The 17,121-nt window shown below is 67.8% G+C and carries 13 protein-coding genes and 1 tRNA gene; 9 read left to right on the top strand and 5 right to left on the bottom strand.

Features of this window, described 5'->3' with window-relative positions; genetic code table 11:
* The first annotated feature begins 26 nt into the window (after positions 1-26).
* Positions 27-971, top strand: a complete 945-nt coding sequence (puuE, locus tag RGI145_RS11170; RefSeq protein ID WP_075798390.1) for an allantoinase PuuE — start codon at positions 27-29, stop codon at positions 969-971.
* An 18-nt stretch (positions 972-989) separates the two neighbouring features.
* On the opposite strand, the gene RGI145_RS11165 is transcribed toward puuE, so the two are convergent.
* Genes RGI145_RS11165 through mprF form a run of 3 tightly spaced genes read right to left on the bottom strand, consistent with a single transcriptional unit; the run spans position 990 to position 5,450 of the window.
* Positions 990-1,946 (bottom strand): TraB/GumN family protein, encoded by a 957-nt coding sequence (locus RGI145_RS11165; protein ID WP_075798389.1) that lies wholly within the window; start codon positions 1,944-1,946, stop codon positions 990-992.
* A complete protein-coding gene (locus tag RGI145_RS11160) occupies positions 1,936-2,655 on the bottom strand; it encodes a virulence factor family protein (protein WP_083670610.1) in 720 nt (239 codons plus the stop codon). The genes RGI145_RS11165 and RGI145_RS11160 overlap by 11 nt, the downstream gene beginning before the upstream one ends.
* Before the next feature lie 11 nt (positions 2,656-2,666).
* Positions 2,667-5,450, bottom strand: coding sequence for a bifunctional lysylphosphatidylglycerol flippase/synthetase MprF (mprF, locus tag RGI145_RS11155; protein WP_083670608.1), 2,784 nt, complete (start codon positions 5,448-5,450; stop codon positions 2,667-2,669).
* A 649-nt stretch (positions 5,451-6,099) separates the two neighbouring features.
* Here mprF and RGI145_RS11150 point away from each other — a divergent pair.
* Positions 6,100-7,677, top strand: coding sequence for a 2-isopropylmalate synthase (locus RGI145_RS11150; RefSeq protein WP_075798388.1), 1,578 nt, complete (start codon positions 6,100-6,102; stop codon positions 7,675-7,677).
* Between the two features lie 845 nt (positions 7,678-8,522).
* Here the strand turns inward: RGI145_RS11150 and RGI145_RS25050 are convergent.
* Positions 8,523-9,509 carry a hypothetical protein gene (locus RGI145_RS25050; RefSeq protein ID WP_156878494.1) on the bottom strand — a complete coding sequence of 329 codons (987 nt, stop codon included), beginning with the start codon at positions 9,507-9,509 and terminating at the stop codon, positions 8,523-8,525.
* Positions 9,510-10,011: 502 nt separating this feature from the next.
* On the bottom strand, positions 10,012-10,251 hold the full coding sequence (locus tag RGI145_RS11145) for a YMGG-like glycine zipper-containing protein (RefSeq protein ID WP_019461573.1): 240 nt from the start codon (positions 10,249-10,251) through the stop codon (positions 10,012-10,014).
* Positions 10,252-10,466: 215 nt separating this feature from the next.
* Between RGI145_RS11145 and RGI145_RS11140 the strand changes: the two genes are divergently transcribed.
* The 7 genes from RGI145_RS11140 (at position 10,467) to RGI145_RS11110 (ending at position 16,955) form a co-directional block, all read left to right on the top strand.
* Positions 10,467-11,510: a rod shape-determining protein gene (locus RGI145_RS11140; RefSeq protein ID WP_019461572.1), complete on the top strand. Its 1,044-nt coding sequence runs from the start codon at positions 10,467-10,469 to the stop codon at positions 11,508-11,510.
* 48 nt (positions 11,511-11,558) lie between these two features.
* Positions 11,559-12,431, top strand: coding sequence for a rod shape-determining protein MreC (gene mreC / locus RGI145_RS11135; RefSeq protein ID WP_027280379.1), 873 nt, complete (start codon positions 11,559-11,561; stop codon positions 12,429-12,431).
* Between the two features lie 49 nt (positions 12,432-12,480).
* Entirely contained in the window at positions 12,481-13,029 is a 549-nt protein-coding gene (gene mreD / locus RGI145_RS11130; RefSeq protein ID WP_075798387.1) for a rod shape-determining protein MreD, read from the top strand.
* A 25-nt stretch (positions 13,030-13,054) separates the two neighbouring features.
* Positions 13,055-14,959, top strand: a complete 1,905-nt coding sequence (gene mrdA, locus RGI145_RS11125; protein ID WP_075798386.1) for a penicillin-binding protein 2 — start codon at positions 13,055-13,057, stop codon at positions 14,957-14,959.
* On the top strand, positions 14,959-16,110 hold the full coding sequence (gene rodA, locus RGI145_RS11120; RefSeq protein ID WP_075798385.1) for a rod shape-determining protein RodA: 1,152 nt from the start codon (positions 14,959-14,961) through the stop codon (positions 16,108-16,110). Before mrdA ends, rodA begins: the two co-directional genes overlap by 1 nt.
* Before the next feature lie 105 nt (positions 16,111-16,215).
* Positions 16,216-16,291 (top strand) — tRNA-Lys (locus tag RGI145_RS11115).
* 304 nt (positions 16,292-16,595) lie between these two features.
* Complete coding sequence (locus RGI145_RS11110; RefSeq protein WP_075798384.1) at positions 16,596-16,955, top strand: DUF6481 family protein; 360 nt, start codon at positions 16,596-16,598, stop codon at positions 16,953-16,955.
* The last annotated feature ends 166 nt before the right edge of the window (positions 16,956-17,121 follow it).

Raw genomic sequence — 17,121 nt, 5'->3', positions numbered from 1 at the left:
GATGCCAGGGACCGAAGGACGAGAGCATGAGCGACGGCAAGACCGGCGGCACCATCCTGGCCGCCGAAAGCGGTTTCCCCCGGGATTTCGCGGGCTATGGCCCCAACCCGCCCGATGCGCGCTGGCCCAACGGCGCCCGCGTCGCCCTGTCCTTCGTCCTGAACTACGAGGAAGGCGGCGAGAACACGCCGCTGAACGGCGATCCGATCACCGAGGCCTATCTGCACGAGGTCCCGGGCGGCCAGCCGCGCCGCGGCATGCGCGACGAAAGCACGGAAAGCCAGTTCGACTACGGTGCCCGCGTCGGCGTCTGGCGCGTGCTGCGCCTGTTCCGGGAACGCGGGCTCAAGCTCACCGTCTATGGCGTGGGCCGGGCGCTGGAGCTGAACCCCGCCGCCGGCCGGGCCTTCGCCGAGGCGGGTCATGAGATCGCCTGCCACGGCTACCGCTGGATCAACTATGCCGAGGTGGACGAGGCCACGGAGCGCGACCACATCGCCCGCAACATCGCGGCGGTGGAACAGACCACCGGCACCACCCCGGTCGGCTGGTACACAGGCCGCATCAGCGCCAACACCCGACGCCTCGTGGCCGAGCATGGTGGCTTCCTCTACGATTCCGACGCCTATGACGACGACCTGCCGCACTACGTGCCGGTGGGCGGCAAGCCGCACCTCGTCATCCCCTACACGCTCGACAACAACGACATGAAGTTCGCGGTGCCGCCCGGCTTCGGCACCACCGATGCCTTCACCGCCTATCTGAAGGACTCGCTGGATTTCCTGCGGGAGGAAGGCCGGACCACGCCGCGCATGATGAGCGTCGGCCTGCATTGCCGCCTCGTCGGCCGCCCCGCCCGCGCCGCCGCCCTGGCCCGCTTCCTGGACCATGTCGTGGCCTGCCCGGATGTCTGGGTCTGCACCCGCGCCGAGATCGCCCGGCACTGGTGGAAGGAACACCCACCCGCCTGAGCCGGGCCGGCGGGCACCCTATCCCGGCGCCAGCCGCATCCGGATGGCTTCCAGGCGGAAGCCCTGGGCCTGGAGCAGCGCGAGCATCCCGTCCGACCCCGCCAGATGCGCCGCGCCCACCACTGCCACCACCGGCAGGGCCGAGGCGGTCTCGGCCAGCCGCGCCGCCATCCGCTGGCTGCGGGCGCTGATCACGATCCGGTCGAAACCCGCGCGCCCGGCCTCGTCCCCGCCCATGGCCGCCACGGTGAGTCGCCGGACCTCGTTCAGGTCGCCATCCTCATAGGCGCGCTGCAAGGCCCGGTCCTCCGCGGCCACACCCGCCGGATCGGCCAGCGCCCGGCGCAGGGCTCCCAGATAGACCGCCTCCGGCACGGTATCCGCCGCCGCCATGCTCTCGCCGATGCTTTCCAGCGCCCCGGTGCGCAGGCCCATCGCCCGGGCCGCCCCACTCAGCCAGTCCTCCGGCGAACGGCCCGCGCGGCCGGCGCCGGGAGTGGGGCAGGCTTCCCGGGCCAGAGACAGCAGAAGGATCGGCCGCAGCCGCGCCATGACCGTCTCCAACCCCTGGCAGGCGGCGCTCCGCCGCAAGGCTTCCCATTCCGCCGGGCTCAACCCGCGCAGCGTGGGCTCCCCGTCCGGCCGGAAGAACTCCTCGCCCGCCTCCTCGCCCGGGGCATAGCCGCTCTCGGTCAGCACCAGCCGAGCCCCGGCCAGGAGCCGCTCCACCGGCAGCCGCGGCAGGCGCGGGTCCGGGGCGTGCGAGCTGGGCAGGATGAAGCTCACCGGCCCCTGGGGGATTCCGCCACGCCCCGTGGGCATCATGCGGAAGGCCAGCAGCCCCGCCTCCGCCGTCCTTCCATCCGGCGCCCCGGCGCGGCCCGGCGCCAGGCGGGAGGAACCGGCCAGCAGCCCCAGTGCCGCCCCGGCCCGCAGCAGGCCACGCCGGCCTGTCGGCCTCGGCTCAGCTCGCATCGGCCAGCCTCGCCAGGATGCGGTCTGCCAGCTTCGCGTAGTCCTCGTCGAAATGATGCCCGCCGGCGGTGCGGATCACCTGTGCCTTCTCCGGGTCGAGCAGAAGGCAGCCGGTCTCGTCCGCCTCCTCCTCGCCATAGACGCATTGGACCTTGGTCTGGTCCATCCGCGCCAGCTCCGGCCCGATCGGGATCTCGTCGGAACCACCCATGCCGATGAAGCCCGAGGCGGTCACCTCGTAATCGACGTCCTTGGACGTGGAAAGCAGCGAGATCAGCGCCACCTTCTCCCGCGTCTCGGGCGGCAGGCGGTTATAGGCGGAGGGCATCACATCCGCCCCGAAGGAGAAGCCGATCAGCACCACCCGCGGCAGGTTCCACAACTCGGAATAGGTGCGGATCGCCTTGTCGAGATCCTGCGCCACCTCCTCCGCCTTCCGGTGCTTCCAGAAGTAGTTCAGCGAATCCCAGCCCAGCACGGACATGCCGCGCTCCTGCAGGATCTCACCGAGCTGCTGGTCCAGGTCCGCCCAGCCGCCATCGCCGGAGATGATCAGGGCGAAGCTGTCGAAGCGCACCGGGTCGGCCGGGATCTCGATCAGATAGGGGAAATGGTCGCGTGTTCCCGGCGATTGCGCCTCGCCGGCCAGGAGGCAGCCCGCCAGCACCGAAAGGGCCAGTGCCCGACGCTGCACCGGGTGGCGCGCCATGCCGCGCCGCCTCACTTGCCCACCACCCCGCGCAGACTGCCGGCTTGCAGGGCCGCCACATCGGCCAGCACGACCCAGGGATCGAGCCCGCCCGCCGCGCAGAGGTAGCGCGGCTCCCAGACCGGATCGAACTTCTCCTTGAAGGCGCGCAGGCCGCGGAAATTGTAGAACCGCTCGCCCCGCCGGAAGACCCAGCCGCCGAGCCGGTGCCAGAGCGGCGCCAGCCGGTGCGCCGCCAGGCCGGAGAGCGGCGCCATGCCGAGGTCGAAGTTCCGGTAGCCGAGTTCCTTGGCGCGCAGCAGGAGCTTGATGAACAGGAAGTCCATGGTGCCGCCCGGGGCATCCGGCAGATGCCGCATCAGGTCCACCGAGGCCTCCGCCTTGGTCACCGGCGTTTCCGAGATCGTGGCGAAGGCCACCACCCGCCCGGTCCGGTCCCGCACCACCGCCACCGGCTGGGCGCAGACGTAATGCGGCGCGAAGGCCCCGAGAGAGAAGGCCTTCTCCCGTGTCTCATGCGCCGCGAGCCAGGCATCCGACACCACCCGAAGTTCCGGCAGCAGGGCAGGGACCTCCGCCGGCGGCAGCACGGCGAGCGTCATGCCGTCCCGTTCCGCCCGGTTCAGCGCGTTGCGGAGATTGGCCCGCGCGCGTCCCTTGAGGTCGAACTGGGACAGATCCACCCGCGCCGCCTCGCCCAGCTTGATCGGCCGGAACCCGGCATCGAGGTAGAGCGGCAGGCTCTCCGCCTTCACCTGGTAGAAGGCTGCCCGCGCCCCCTGGGCATCCGCCGCCTCCACGAAGCTCCAGATCAGGTCCGGCCAGCGGGTGCGCGGACCGATCGGGTCGAAGAGCGCGATCCAGGAGCGCCCGCGCTGCCCATACATCACGAAGGCATCGCCGCTCTCGGAGAAGAGCAGCGACTTGTCGCCCATCCGCACGAGCTGCGCATCGGCGCGGTCGCTCGCATCCGCGATCTCGGCCGCCTGGACCAGCATCGCCGGGCTCGGCTCCTCCTGCCGCCCCTGGGCATGGCGGAGCAAGCTCCAGAGCCCCACCGCGCCCAGCCCCATCGCCGCCGCCAGGGTCACGCGCAGGCCACGCGGCGCATCCTCGTCGAACTCGAAGCGCCACCAGAGCTCGTTGGAATAGGGCACGTCCCGGTTGGCGAAGAAGAGCAGCCAGACCGCCGCCGCCACCACGCAGCCCACCGCCACCAGCCAGCGCAGGGTGAAGGGCTGGGCGAACAGCCGGGTGCGCCGGTCGAAGCGGTGCCGCGTCGCCAGCAGCGCCAGCAGCAGCAGCAGCAGCGAACCCAACTCCAGCAGCCCGCCGCCGCGCGCCACCGAGAGCACCAGCCCGCCGAGAGCGCAGAGCGTCGTGACCCACCAGGCCGCGTCCAGCCGGTGCACCAGCCGGTCCGCGACCAGCAGCAGCACCAGCCCCGCGACGCTGGAGATCAGGTGCGAGGCCTCGAAGAGCAGGCCGGGGAGGGCAGGGGCCAGCATGCCCGGCCCATCCTCGCCGCTGGGCGCCACGCCGCCGATCAGCAGCGCCGCCCCGGTGATGAAGGCCAGCGCCCCCAGGAAACGCGGCGCCAGCCTCGTCGCCGCCCGCACGGGCCGGGACCGCCCGGCCAGGCTGGCACCACGCCTCGCTTCCGGCAGCACCAGCAGCGCCACCGCCAGGGCCAGAGGCAGCACGTAGTAGACGATGCGGTAGAGCAGCAGCGCCGCCGCGACCTCGTCCAGCGAGACGGGCGAATCGCGGAAGGCCAGCAGCACCACCGCCTCGAAGACGCCGATGCCGCCAGGCAGGTGGCTGAGCAGCGCCAGGACCAGCGCGATGGCGTAGATCGGCAGGAAGGTGGACAGGCCCACCGCCCCTTCCGGCAACAGCACCCAGAGCACGGTGGCGGCGGCGCAGACATCGACCGCCGAGATCGCGAGCTGCGCCAGGGCCAGCCGTGCCGAAGGCAGGCGCAGGGCGAAACGGCCGAGGGAGAGCGTATCGGTCCCTGCGCAAAGGCCCACGAAGGCGGCCAGGGCCAGCAGCGCCGCCCCGCCGATGCCCCGCAGCAGCCCGGCGGAGGTGCCCAGCCAGGCCGCCACATGGCCGGCGCCCGCGATCAGCCCCGCCGCCCCCACGGCCACCACGCCCAGGCCGAAGGACAGGCCGATGAAGCCGATGACACGCGTGATCTGCGAGGGCCGCAGCCCCGCCGCCGTGTAGATCCGCCACCGAACCGCCCCGCCGGTGAAGGCGCCGACGCCCACCGTGTTGCTCAGCGCGAAGCCGGTGAAGGAGGCCAGCGCCGTCACGCGAAGCGACACCGGCGTACCGGGCGCGCCATAGCGCAACGCCGCGCGGTCATAGCCCACCATGCTGGCATAGCTGACCGCCGTGGCGAGGAGCGCGAGCGCCAGCACGCCCGGCCGCGCGCCCGACAGCGCCTCGACCACGGCATCGTAGTCCAGCTCGGCCGAAAGGCCGCGCACGGCGAGGATGACCAGAACCGCCAGAGCCAGGAAGACCGCGCCGAGCAGCCAGGGCCGGACCCTGGCCAGCCAACGGCCCCAGGCGGAGCCGGGCGAGGCCGGGGCCAACGCGGGCTCCGTTGCATCCGGCACCACCGCTGCCTCATCCGCCATGGCGGCACCGGGCATGGCGGAACCGGGCACGGTGGCACCGGGCGCGCCAGCCGGGGCGGTGGCGGGGCCGGCTTCCCGGAGGCCGCGGCGGGCGGCATCCCCCGGCGGAGCCACCCGTGGCTCTCCATCCGGCCGATCCGTCATGGCACCATCACTTCCGGCCTCATCATCCTGCTTCCGGGGCTTCGCCAGATCCCTGGTTCCCGCCTTGCTTCCCATCATACCTCTGGTCTGGCCCGGCCTGCCGGGGGCGGGCCGGATTCGCATCCGGTCCGCCGCGCCCCGCCGCCCATGGCCTTCCGGCCTGCTCCCCCTCGGGGCGGAGCCTGATTCCCTCACGCGGCTGCATGGTCCCCGGACTTCCTCGCCGCAAGGGCGCCTGCCTCATAGCGGACGACACCGCACCAAAGTTTTCCGCCCCATGACGGTCCGGACACCCTCGCGGGACCGGCGGCTCGCTCCGGCGCGGACAGAAGCCGCACGGGAAGTGGTTGTCCAGCCCGGCAAGTGCTGCTAACGCTGTCGCCATGACCGCGCGCGGCAACATCGCTGCCTTTTCCGTGGGCCTTCCGGCCCGCGATGGCGCGCGCCTCCTTCTCCTTCGACTTACCGGCCCCTGGGCGTAACCCCGGCGGAAAGCCGCCGGCCGCGTTCAGGGGATCTTCCCCTAGGACCCTTCCCTGGGGATCAGGGCCCTTCGCGCCGCGAGACCTTCCGCGCCAGGGCCCATCAGCCACCGGAACATCCGTCCCGGTGGTGGTCCAGCCACGGTAAACCAGTCGAGAGCCTTCCGATGTCCATCACCCATCCCTCCTTCGGCACCATCCCGGACGAACGGGTCATCATCTTCGACACCACGCTGCGCGACGGCGAGCAGTCCCCCGGTTTCTCCATGAACCTGGAGGAGAAGCTGCGCATGGCGGACGCCCTGGCCGAGCTGGGCGCCGATGTGCTGGAGGCCGGCTTCCCCATCGCCTCGCCGGGCGATTTCGACAGCGTGAAGTCCATCGCCGACCGCTTCGCGAAGTCCGGCCCCGTGGTCTGCGGCCTGTCCCGCTCCGCGCCCAAGGACATCCTGCGCGCCGCCGAGGCGGTGAAGACCGCCGCCCGTCCGCGCATCCACACCTTCATCTCCACCTCCGAGCTGCACATGCGCGCCAAGCTGCGCATGACCCAGGAGCAGGTGCTGGAGGCCGTCGCCGCCTCCGTCACCCTGGCCCGCCAGCACGTGGCCGACGTGGAATGGTCCGCCGAGGATGGCAGCCGCACGGATGACGACTTCCTGTGCCGCTGCGTCGAGACCGCGATCCGCGCCGGCGCCACCACCATCAACATCCCCGACACGGTCGGCTATGCCGTGCCGGAAGACATGGCCCGCATCTTCACCATGCTGCGGGAGCGCGTGCCGGGTGCCGACACGGTGATCTTCTCCACCCACAACCACAACGACCTGGGCCTGGCCGTGGCGAACACCCTGGCCGCCATTCAGGCCGGGGCGCGGCAGGTGGAATGCACCATCAACGGCATCGGCGAGCGCGCGGGCAATGCCAGCCTGGAGGAGGTCGCCATGGCGATCCGCACCCGGCAGAACGCCCTGCGCAAGACCACGGGCATCCAGACTCCCAACATCCTCAAGACCTCGCGGCTGCTGGCCACCATCACCGGCTTCGACGTGCAGCCCAACAAGGCCATCGTCGGCCGCAACGCTTTCGCGCACGAGTCCGGCATCCACCAGGACGGCATGCTGAAGGACCGCGGCACCTACGAGATCATGACGCCGGAAAGCGTCGGCTGGACCAACTCTTCCCTGGTCATGGGCAAGCATTCCGGCCGCGCCGCCTTCCGCGACAAGCTGAAGGCCCTGGGCTACGAGGTCGGTGACAACCAGCTCAACGACGCCTTCGCCCGCTTCAAGGAGATCGCGGACCGCAAGAAGGTCGTCTATGACGAGGACATCGTCGCGCTGGTGGACGACCAGATCCTGCGCACCCATGACCGCATCAGGCTGACCGCGCTGACCGTCACCGCCGGCCTGCACACCCATCCCATGGCGACGCTGAAGCTGGAGGTGGATGGCGAGGCGCATGAGGGCATGGCGGTGGGCGACGGCGCGGTGGACGCCACCTTCAACGCCATCCGCGCCGCCTTCCCGCACGAGGTCGGGCTGCGCCTCTTCGCCGTGCAGTCCGTCACCGGCGGCACCGATGCCCAGGCACGCGTCACCGTGCGGCTGGAGGAAGGCGGCAAGCTGGTGGACGGGCAGGGCTCCGACACCGACACCATCGTCGCCTCCGCCCGCGCCTATATCCACGCGCTGAACAAGCTGTTGGTGAAGCGCGAGCGCACCGCCCCGGCGGCGATGACGGCCTGACCGGCGGCGCGCGGGCGGATAGGACCGCCCGCGCCAGCGGGGATGCTCAGACCTGGGCCGGGGGATGATCCTGCAACTCGTCCGGCAGGTTGAACCAGCAGATGTCGCCGAGGTTGGGCTCCCCCCCGTCCGAGTGCTTTCCATTCACGTCTGATGCGGGCCATGACGGCATCGGGGGGCTTGGTCGGGCCAAGCAATACAGCCACCGTGATCGATCAAATCGACGGCCTGGAAGCCGCGTAGAGCATGGCTGTGAGAAGGACTATGGACCTGTCCATGACCTCCAAGGATTTATCGATATCCAATGTATTTGCGGCATCCCAACATAGCCAGCTTAATGGGATATAATCGCTTTTGGCTTCTCGAGCGTATTCATCAATAATAGACTGTATCGTTTTATCCAAGTTTTAAGGCCTTCAGTTAAAGTGAATGCGGCGTATAATGTCCCACATTCCAGGCACTCCAATGTCGATAGTCGGTGCCCGTTTTGGAATCAGGCCTGTAACCTATCCTACTGCCATCAGGTAATTCGATCATCCTCCCGCCAGGGGGGGGTACGTCGGTGGATTAATATCCACACCTCCCTGGCCCATCGTCAGATGTGAAAACATTTCACGCGCTGCCTCATCGCCATCAGGCGATATGAATTAGCGATAAATCCTGCCTTGTCTTCATTTGTTACGACGGCCAGTGCCAATCCGCCGTAGGTGCTTCCGCGATTTGTTAATAAGCTCCAGTAAGAGTAACGATCACCGTTCCCAGCGAAATGTCCTAGTTGAGAAATCATCGTTGCTCAGCCTGCTCGTGGAAGCGCTCATCGTATCGTACATTATTGCCTTTAACCTTTAATGAACAAAGGACAGCAGAAGGGCTGTTACTTTTTCTTTGATGCTACGCCATTCCTTTTGGTGCTGTCTCTCATACGTGATCCAAACCACAGCATCAATTTCATCTATCCCGAAGTATTGGGTGCATAACGGTCTGTATTTTGCGCCCGGTGTTTCTCGCGTAGCGACTGCCTCGTCATTGCAGATCATAAAATCCTTTGCTGCAGCCCATTCTTGGCAGATACGAACCTTCGCCAATATACCTGTTAGAAGTGGATCTTCATCAGCCTTGCAACTGTCTATGTTCCTGTTATCGTTATTCGTAGGCAGATAGAGGAAGTCGTGGTATCGAATGGCGGCCTCTCCGACGTCGACGTGTTTGACGCCGATCCGAGCCATGCCGGCGCGATCCTCTCGATAAGTGAGAGGATGGTCTTCGCTGGTATGTTGTGATTGAGAGCTGCTCTGGGGCATATTTGCTAGAACTCTCCAAATTCCAGAGTAAGCAAGTCGTCGCAACGCCTCCTTCAAAGGGCCAAATCCCTTGGGCGTTGCCGATGTCATGTTTATTGATAATGCTCGACCCGTACTCACTCTGGGTCCTTTGTCGGGGATCGTTTCTAAATCCGGTAGAAGCACTCGCAGCAATGGGCCGGCCAGCGCATATGGTTGGCGGCAATTTCCGCCTATCTCACCGGAAGTCGTTGTTCCACACGACTCTGGAAAGTCGACGTATGATAGCGGGATCTGCATGGTGACTATCTTCTCGGGAGTTCCTAACGACCATCGGAAGTTGTAGGTTTTATTCCCGTTTGCATCTTGACTTATCCAATAATTTTTATAGGCAGTAGGTGGGTTTGTGGTAGCGATCTGTCCAAAGGCACCGGCTAGTTGCGCTTCAAAAAGTAATAAAGTTATGACTAGAAATATAAAAAGCGCGATCAATCGATATCGGTTCGACTTTGCCGAAAGACTTCTTTGTGACACCGCTTCAAAAATGGGCATGGGTGTTTTCCAGAGTGTATTGTTTGTTACAAAATCAACCATAGATTGTTATGATCTATTATGGTTTAGTAATGCTGCAGTCAACAGGTGGATTCTTGTTGACAGTAGCGTATTCGGTCCAAGGGCTGTTTTGACTCTTCTGCTCCGGGTGATAGAAGTCTCAATAGCGAGGGTCCCGCATCGCGGCCCGGAGACCGGGTTCAGTCGGTTTCACAAAGGGCGTTGTTCACCTCCTTGCTATGGCATTATTCCTATTTAGCGAACTAGCAATATATTCCTATGCGGTGGTATGTGCCATTTTGATGTGTTCAGGCGGCGTGGCAGCCTCCTGGAGAGCCATGACCCTCGCCGCTTCCAATGCCACATCAGGCATGATGGGCGGGCCACCGCAGCGCGAAGGCGGGCCGAAACGGAAAGGGCGCCACCCCATCCGGGGATGACGCCCATGTCTTGCCGGTTTTCTATCCGGTTACGTGAGGCTAAGGACCCTAGCGCCAGAACCTCAGCGCCAGACCGGCCGGCCGAGATTGACGTCGTTGCCACTGGTCGCGGCACCGCCGATCGCACCCGCGCCCGCGCCGATCAGCGCACCGGTCCCCGCATTACCGGACAGTGATCCGATGCCCGCACCAGCCAAGCCGCCCAGCGCACCACCGGACAGTGCCCTGTCTCCCGTGCTGTAGCCGCAGGCGCCCAGGGTCAGTCCCGCCAGGGCCAGGACGGTGAGGGTGGACTTACGCATGGCTTCACTCCATCGTTGCATTCTTGCAGCCAAATCCCTGTTTGGCTTTCCGGCCCGGTAACGTGCCGCACAGCGCACGGTTGCATTTTCGAGACACGCCGAGACGCCCTGCCATGCCGGCAACGGGTGCAAGAGGGGCTTGAGCCTGCGCGCCAGCGGGGCTAGTCAGGCGCGCTCCCCCGCTACCCATTCCTCACGCACGAGGCGTCAAGCGCATGTTCTCCCGCATGTTCGGCTTCCTTTCGGCCGACATGGCCATCGATCTTGGGACCGCCAATACCCTCGTCTATGTGAAGGGCCGCGGCATCGTTCTGAACGAGCCCTCCGTGGTGGCCATCGCCGATCTCCGTGGCCGCAAGCAGGTCCTCGCCGTGGGCGAGGAAGCCAAGCACATGCTCGGCCGCACCCCCGGCAACATCGCCGCCATCCGCCCGATGCGCGACGGCGTGATCGCCGATTTCGAGGTGGCGGAGGAGATGATCAAGCACTTCATCCGCAAGGTGCACAATCGCCGCTCCTTTGCCTCGCCGATGATCGTGATCTGCGTGCCTTCCGGCTCCACCGCCGTCGAGCGCCGCGCGATCCAGGAGAGCGCCGAGAGCGCCGGCGCCCGCAAGGTGCTGCTGATCGAGGAGCCCATGGCGGCGGCCATCGGCGCCGGCCTGCCGGTCACCGAGCCCTCCGGCTCCATGGTCGTGGATGTCGGCGGCGGCACCACCGAGGTCGCGGTAATCTCGCTGGGCGGCATCGTCTATGCCCGCTCCGTCCGCGTCGGCGGCGACAAGATGGACGAGGCGGTGATCAGCTACATCCGCCGCCAGTTCAACCTGCTGATCGGCGAAAGCACGGCCGAGCGCATCAAGATGGCCATCGGCGCCGCCGCCGTGCCGGATTACGGCGAGGAAGGTCCGGTCATCGAGGTCCGCGGCCGTGACCTGATGAACGGCGTGCCGCGCGAGGTCTGGGTCAGCCAGCGCCAGATCTCCGAGAGCCTGAGCGAGCCGGTGACCGCGATCGTCGAGGCGGTGAAGGTGGCGCTGGAGAACACGCCGCCCGAGCTGGCGGCCGATATCGTGGACAAGGGCATCGTCCTCACCGGCGGTGGCGCCCTGCTGTACCGGCTGGACCAGGTGCTGCGCGATGCGACCGGCCTGCCCGTTTCCGTGGCGGACGAGGCTCTGTCCTGCGTCGCCCTCGGCACCGGCCGGGCCCTTGAGGAAATGAAGCGGCTTCGCCACGTCCTGTCCTCGATGTATTGAGGACTCCCAACGCGGGGCCATGCCGGGTGCCCGCCAGGACTCGTGTGAATGATCCGACTGAGCATCCCGCTCCGGCAGGCCCTGTCACGGCTGACTCTGCCCGTGCTGATCGCTGCGGCCTTCGGGGCGATGCTCCTGGGCAAGGCCGATCCGCTGCTGGTCGAGCGCCTGCGCATGTCCCTGGCCGATTCGCTGGCGCCGCTCTACGCGGTGCTGTCGCGGCCGGTCGAGGCTGTCCAGGGACTGGGGCAGCAGGCCACCGAGCTCTGGCAGCTCCGTAGCGAGAATGCCCGGCTGCGCGAGGAGAACGAGTTCCTCCGCCGCTGGCAGAACGCCGCCCTGTCGCTGGAGGCCGAGAACGCCCAGCTCCGGCGCCAGCTCTCCTTCGTGTCCAGCGCCTCCGCCACCTACCACACCGTGCGTGTGGTGGCCGATGCCGGGGGCATCTATGCCCGGGCGGTGCTCGTGGCCAAGGCGCCGGGGCTCGGCCTGCGCAAGGGGCAGGTGGCGCTGGACGAGCGCGGCCTGGCCGGCCGCATCACCGAGGTCGGCGAACGCTCCGCCCGCATCCTGCTGCTCACGGACATCAACAGCCGCATCCCGGTGGTGCTGGAGGGATCGCGCTCCCGCGCCATGATGGTCGGCACCAACGGCGCCCGCCCGCGCCTGCAGCACTGGCCCGAGGGCACGCCGCCACAGGAGGGCGAGCGCGTGGTGACCAGCGCCGAGGCCGCCGCCTTTCCCACGGGCCTGCCCGTCGGCGTGGTCCACTGGTCGGAGGATTCCGGCGCGCCGGAGGTGGAGCTCTTCGCGCAGCTCGGCCGTCTGGACATGGTGCGGATCTTCGATTTCGGCCTCGCCGGCATCCTGCCACCGGAAGCGGTGGCCCGTCCGGAGCCCCGGACGGAACCCCGGAAATAGCGCCGGTGCCTATCCTCCCGCCCCAGCCCCCTGGCCTGTCCTCCCTTTGATGTGGCGACGTCCTCCCCTGGGGCAGCCGGACCCGGCACCCGGCCTGCTGCGCCGGCTGGATGCCGTCGCACGCGCCGCCATCCCCGTGGCTGGCGCCGCCCTGGTCCTCATCCTCGCCGCCACTCCGGTCGGGTTGCCGACGCTGGGGCCTGGGCTTGTGCTGGGCTGCGTCTTCTTCTGGACGGTCTTCCGCCCCTCGGCCATGCCCGCCCTGGCGGTCTTCGGCCTGGGCTTCCTGCAGGACCTGCTGAACTTCGCCCCGCTCGGCCAGGGAATCCTGACCCTGCTGCTGGTGCATGGCACGGCCTTCCGCCTGCGCCGCTTCATCGCCCGGCGCTCCTTCGCCACGGTCTGGCTGATCTTCTGCGCCTTCACCCTTGCGGTGGCGGGGCTCTCCTACCTTCTACAAATGGTGCTCAGCTGGCAGCTCACCCCCCCCATGGCTGCCCTGGTCCAGGCAGGCCTAGCCGCGGGGGCCTATCCGGCCGTGGCGGCCATCCTGACCCGGATTCACGTGGCCATGCAGCAGGCCGAGAGCCTGGCATGAGCGGCCGGCGCCCGGGAGGCCATCCATGAGCCGCCGGGGGGAGGAGGAGCGCCGCCGCTCCATCTTCACCCGCCGCGCCCTGGTGCTGGGCGGCATCCAGCTCGGCGGGCTGGGCTTCCTCGGCTACCGCCTGCACCGGCTGCAGGTGGACGAGGGCGACCGCTATGCCACGCTGGCGGAGGAGAACCGCATCTCCACCCGCCTGCTGGCGCCGCCGCGCGGCCGCATCATGGACCGCAACGGGGAGATCGTCGCCGCCAACCGGCTGAACTGGCGCGCGCTGCTGACGGCCGAGTCCGCGGGCGACGTGCCGGCGGTGCTGGAGACCTTCTCCAGGCTCCTGCCCCTGCAGGATCACGAGAAGGCCCGTATCGAGCGCGACATCCGCCGCCGCCGCCGCTTCATCCCCGTCACCGTCCGCGACTTCCTGACCTGGGACGAGATGGCGCTGCTGGAGGTCAACGCGCCGGACCTGCCGGGCATCAGCGTCGATGTTGGCACCACGCGCGACTATCCGGAGCACGAGCAGCTTGCCCATGTGGTGGGCTATGTCGCCCCGCCGGCGGAACGCGACATCGGCAACGACCCGTTGCTGGAACTGCCAGGAATCCGCGTTGGCCGCGCGGGGGTCGAACGTTTCCACGACACCGTCCTGCGCGGCCGCGCCGGCTCCCAGCGCCTGGAGGTGAACGTCGTCGGCCGCGTGATCCGGGAGCTGGACCGGCGCGAGGGCGTCCCGGGGCAGGACATCCAGATCAGCGTCGATGCCCAGCTCCAGCGCACCGTGCGCGGCCGCTGCGAGGAAGGCACCAGCGCCATCGTGCTCGATGCGAAGTCGGGCGAGGTGCTGGCCATGGCAAGCCAGCCTTCCTTCGATCCCGCGCTCTTCGATTCCGGCGTTTCCGCCGCGCAATGGAAGGAATGGACCAGCAAGCGCTCCACGCCGCTGATCAACAAGGTGACGAACGGCCTCTACGCGCCGGGCTCCACCTTCAAGATGGTGGTGGGCATGGCGGCGCTGGATGCCAAGGTGGTCACGCCGGAGGACCGGGTCTTCTGCCCCGGCTATTACGACCTGGGCGATACGCGTTTCCATTGCTGGTCGCGCTACGGCCACGGCTCGATCAACATGCGCAACGCGCTCAAGTTCTCCTGCGACGTCTATTTCTACGAGATGGCCAAGCGCACCGGCATCGACCGCATCGCCGCCATGGCGAAGCGCTTCGGCCTGGGCGTGGATCTGCAGATCGAGCTCCCCGGCACGCGCAGCGGCTTCGTTCCCACCCGCGAATGGCGCCTGAAGCAGGGCAAGCCGTGGAATCTCGGCGACACCGTCGTCCACGGCATCGGGCAGGGTTTCTACCAGCTTACCCCGCTCTCCCTGGCCACGATGACCGCCCGCCTCGCCACCGGCAGGGCGGTGCAGCCCCACCTGACCCATGCGGTCGGCGGCAAGCTGGTCCGTGGCGTCAAGGCGGAGGACTGGCCCTCCATGGGCATGTCGGAACGCGACCTGCGCCTGATGCGGGAGGGCATGTTCGCCGTGGTGAACGAGGAGCGCGGCACCGGTGCCGCCGGCCGCATCCCCGCGAGCTACGGCATTCTCGCCGGCAAGACGGGCAGCGTGCAGGTCAAGCGCGTGACCCGGGAGCAGCGCGAGCGCGGCTTCCGGGCCGAGAACTTGCCGCGCGAATGGCGCCCGCACGCGCTCTTCGTCTGCTTCGCCCCCTATGAGGACCCACGCTACGCGGTGGCGGTGGTGGTCGAGCACGGCCTCGCCGGCTCCGCCGCCGCCGCACCCCTGGGCAAGCAGATCATGATGGACACCATCGAGCGCTTCCGGCAGGTGCCGAATCCCGCCGGACCCCGCGTGGCCGATGCCGGCCCGATGGATGACCCCAATCCCCGGCCCCCGGGGGGGAGGCGCTGATGTCCGGCCTCTACGAGCGCCGCTTGCTGCGCGTCGAGCGCGGCTTCGGTGTGCTGGAGAAGCTCTGGGCCATGCCCTGGCTCTTCATCCTCATGCTCTGCGCCCTGGCCGGCGTCGGCTATGTCGCGCTCTATTCGGCGGGCGGCGGCAACCCGGCCATCTATGCCAGCAAGCACGCTATCCGCTTCGCCTTCGGGCTGATCCTGATGGTCTGCATCGCACTGGTGGACATCCGCGTGATCGCGAAGCTGTCCTGGCTCGGCTACGCCTTCGGGATCGGCCTGCTTGTCCTGGTGATGCTGCACGGGCAAGTGGGCAAGGGCGCACAGCGCTGGATCGATATCGGCCCGGTCCAGCTCCAGCCCTCGGAGCTGATGAAGATCCTCCTGGTCCTGGCGCTCGCCTCCTGGTTCCACCGCGCCTCCTGGGAAAGGATGGGGAACCTCTTCTTCCTGATCCCGCCCGCCATCGCCGTGCTGGTGCCGATGGCGCTGATCCTGAAGCAGCCGAATCTGGGCACGGCCCTCATCACCGGCGCCATCGGCCTGGCGATCTTCTGGGCCTCCGGCGCGCGCTGGTACCTCTTCGCCCTGCTCTTCACCGCCATCGGCACGGCGGCGCCCATCGCCTACGACCACCTGCACGACTACCAGAAGGCGCGGATCACCACCTTCCTCGACCCGGAGAGCGATCCGCTCGGCGCCGGCTACAACATCATCCAGTCCAAGATCGCGCTCGGCTCCGGCGGGCTCTGGGGCAAGGGCTTCCTGCAGGGAACCCAGGGACACCTGAACTTCCTGCCCGAGAAGCAGACGGACTTCATCTTCACCATGATCGCCGAGGAATTCGGCTTCTTCGGCGCCATCGCCACGCTGGGGCTGCTCGCGCTGATCGTCGTCTTCGCCTTCCTCGTCGCGATCCGCTGCCGCCACCAGTACGGCCGCCTGGTCGCGATCGGGCTCGGCACCAACTTCTTCCTCTATGTCTTCATCAACATCGCCATGGTCACCGGCTCCATCCCCGTGGGCGGCGTGCCGCTACCGCTGATCAGCCATGGCGGTTCGGCGATGATCACCGCGATGGTCGGCTTCGGCCTGCTGGCCAGCGTCTGGGTGCATCGCGACGCCGAATTCGCCGCGGCGAAGGAATAGCGGCAAAGAGTTGGGGCAGGGGGGTTGACCCTGCCGTTGGAGGCGGTAAATAGGCGCCACCGACACGGACGGCGCCGCTGAAAAGCGGGGCGGTTCGAAAAGGTCGGGCGCATAGCTCAGTTGGTAGAGCAGCTGACTCTTAATCAGCGGGTCCTAGGTTCGAGCCCTAGTGCGCCCACCAATTCCTTCCATAACTTTATCTGGTATTCGACCCACTGTCACTGTGGACGGCACATCCGGGGTCCCATCGGGAACCTCGTCCGGGCGAAGAGCCCCGAGCCCTGTCCATGCGGGTCGCTGAACCGTTTCTGTTCCGGAACCGAGATTTGGGGACTATGCTGGTGCAGCATGGTCCTTTCGTCCTGTCCCGCGCCTTCGCCGCCCGCTCGTGGCGGGCAGGGGCCGGAAGGCGTCTCCCATCCATGCCCGGCGGAACCGTGACGGACCATTCCCTTTCCACACAGCAAGGAGGCTGAAGCCTGAGCATGAGCAAGCATACCCCAGGAAGCCTGACCCAGCGGCTTGAGGATCAGGCCAAGGCGAAGCAGGCGATGCTGGAGGCTTTCCGTGCACGCCCGAGCCAGGACGACCCCGAACTCGCCGCCCGCCGCGCCGAGCGTCTCGCCGCGGAGCAGGTCCGCGAGGCCCGCGAGGTTGCCCGCCGTGCCGAGCGCCTGGCCGAGATCGAGCGCCAGAAGGAGGAGCGCAAGGCCAAGGCCGAAGCCCGCGCCGCCGCCCTGCGCGAGCAGAGCCAGCGCAAGCCCATGACCCGTTCGCGCGTCGCTTCCATCCTGGCCGGCCATCAGGCGGCCCGGGAAGCCCGCAAGGCGCAGCATCAGCGCTGACCGCCCCTCCCAGGTCGTCCCGGGGCTGCCCCGCAGCCCGGGAAAGGCCTCCGCGACGGCCCGATCGGCCTTGCGGGATCACCCGGCCTGTCGCGGCAGCCGCGTGAACCATCGGTTTCCGTGATGTCCTGGATCGGGATTTGGCGCATTCCCGGCACACCGGGTC

The organism is Roseomonas gilardii (assembly GCF_001941945.1).
Classification (GTDB): Bacteria; Pseudomonadota; Alphaproteobacteria; order Acetobacterales; family Acetobacteraceae; genus Roseomonas.
Note: the sequence above shows the minus strand (reverse complement) of the source record. Positions and strands in the feature narration are given on the sequence as shown.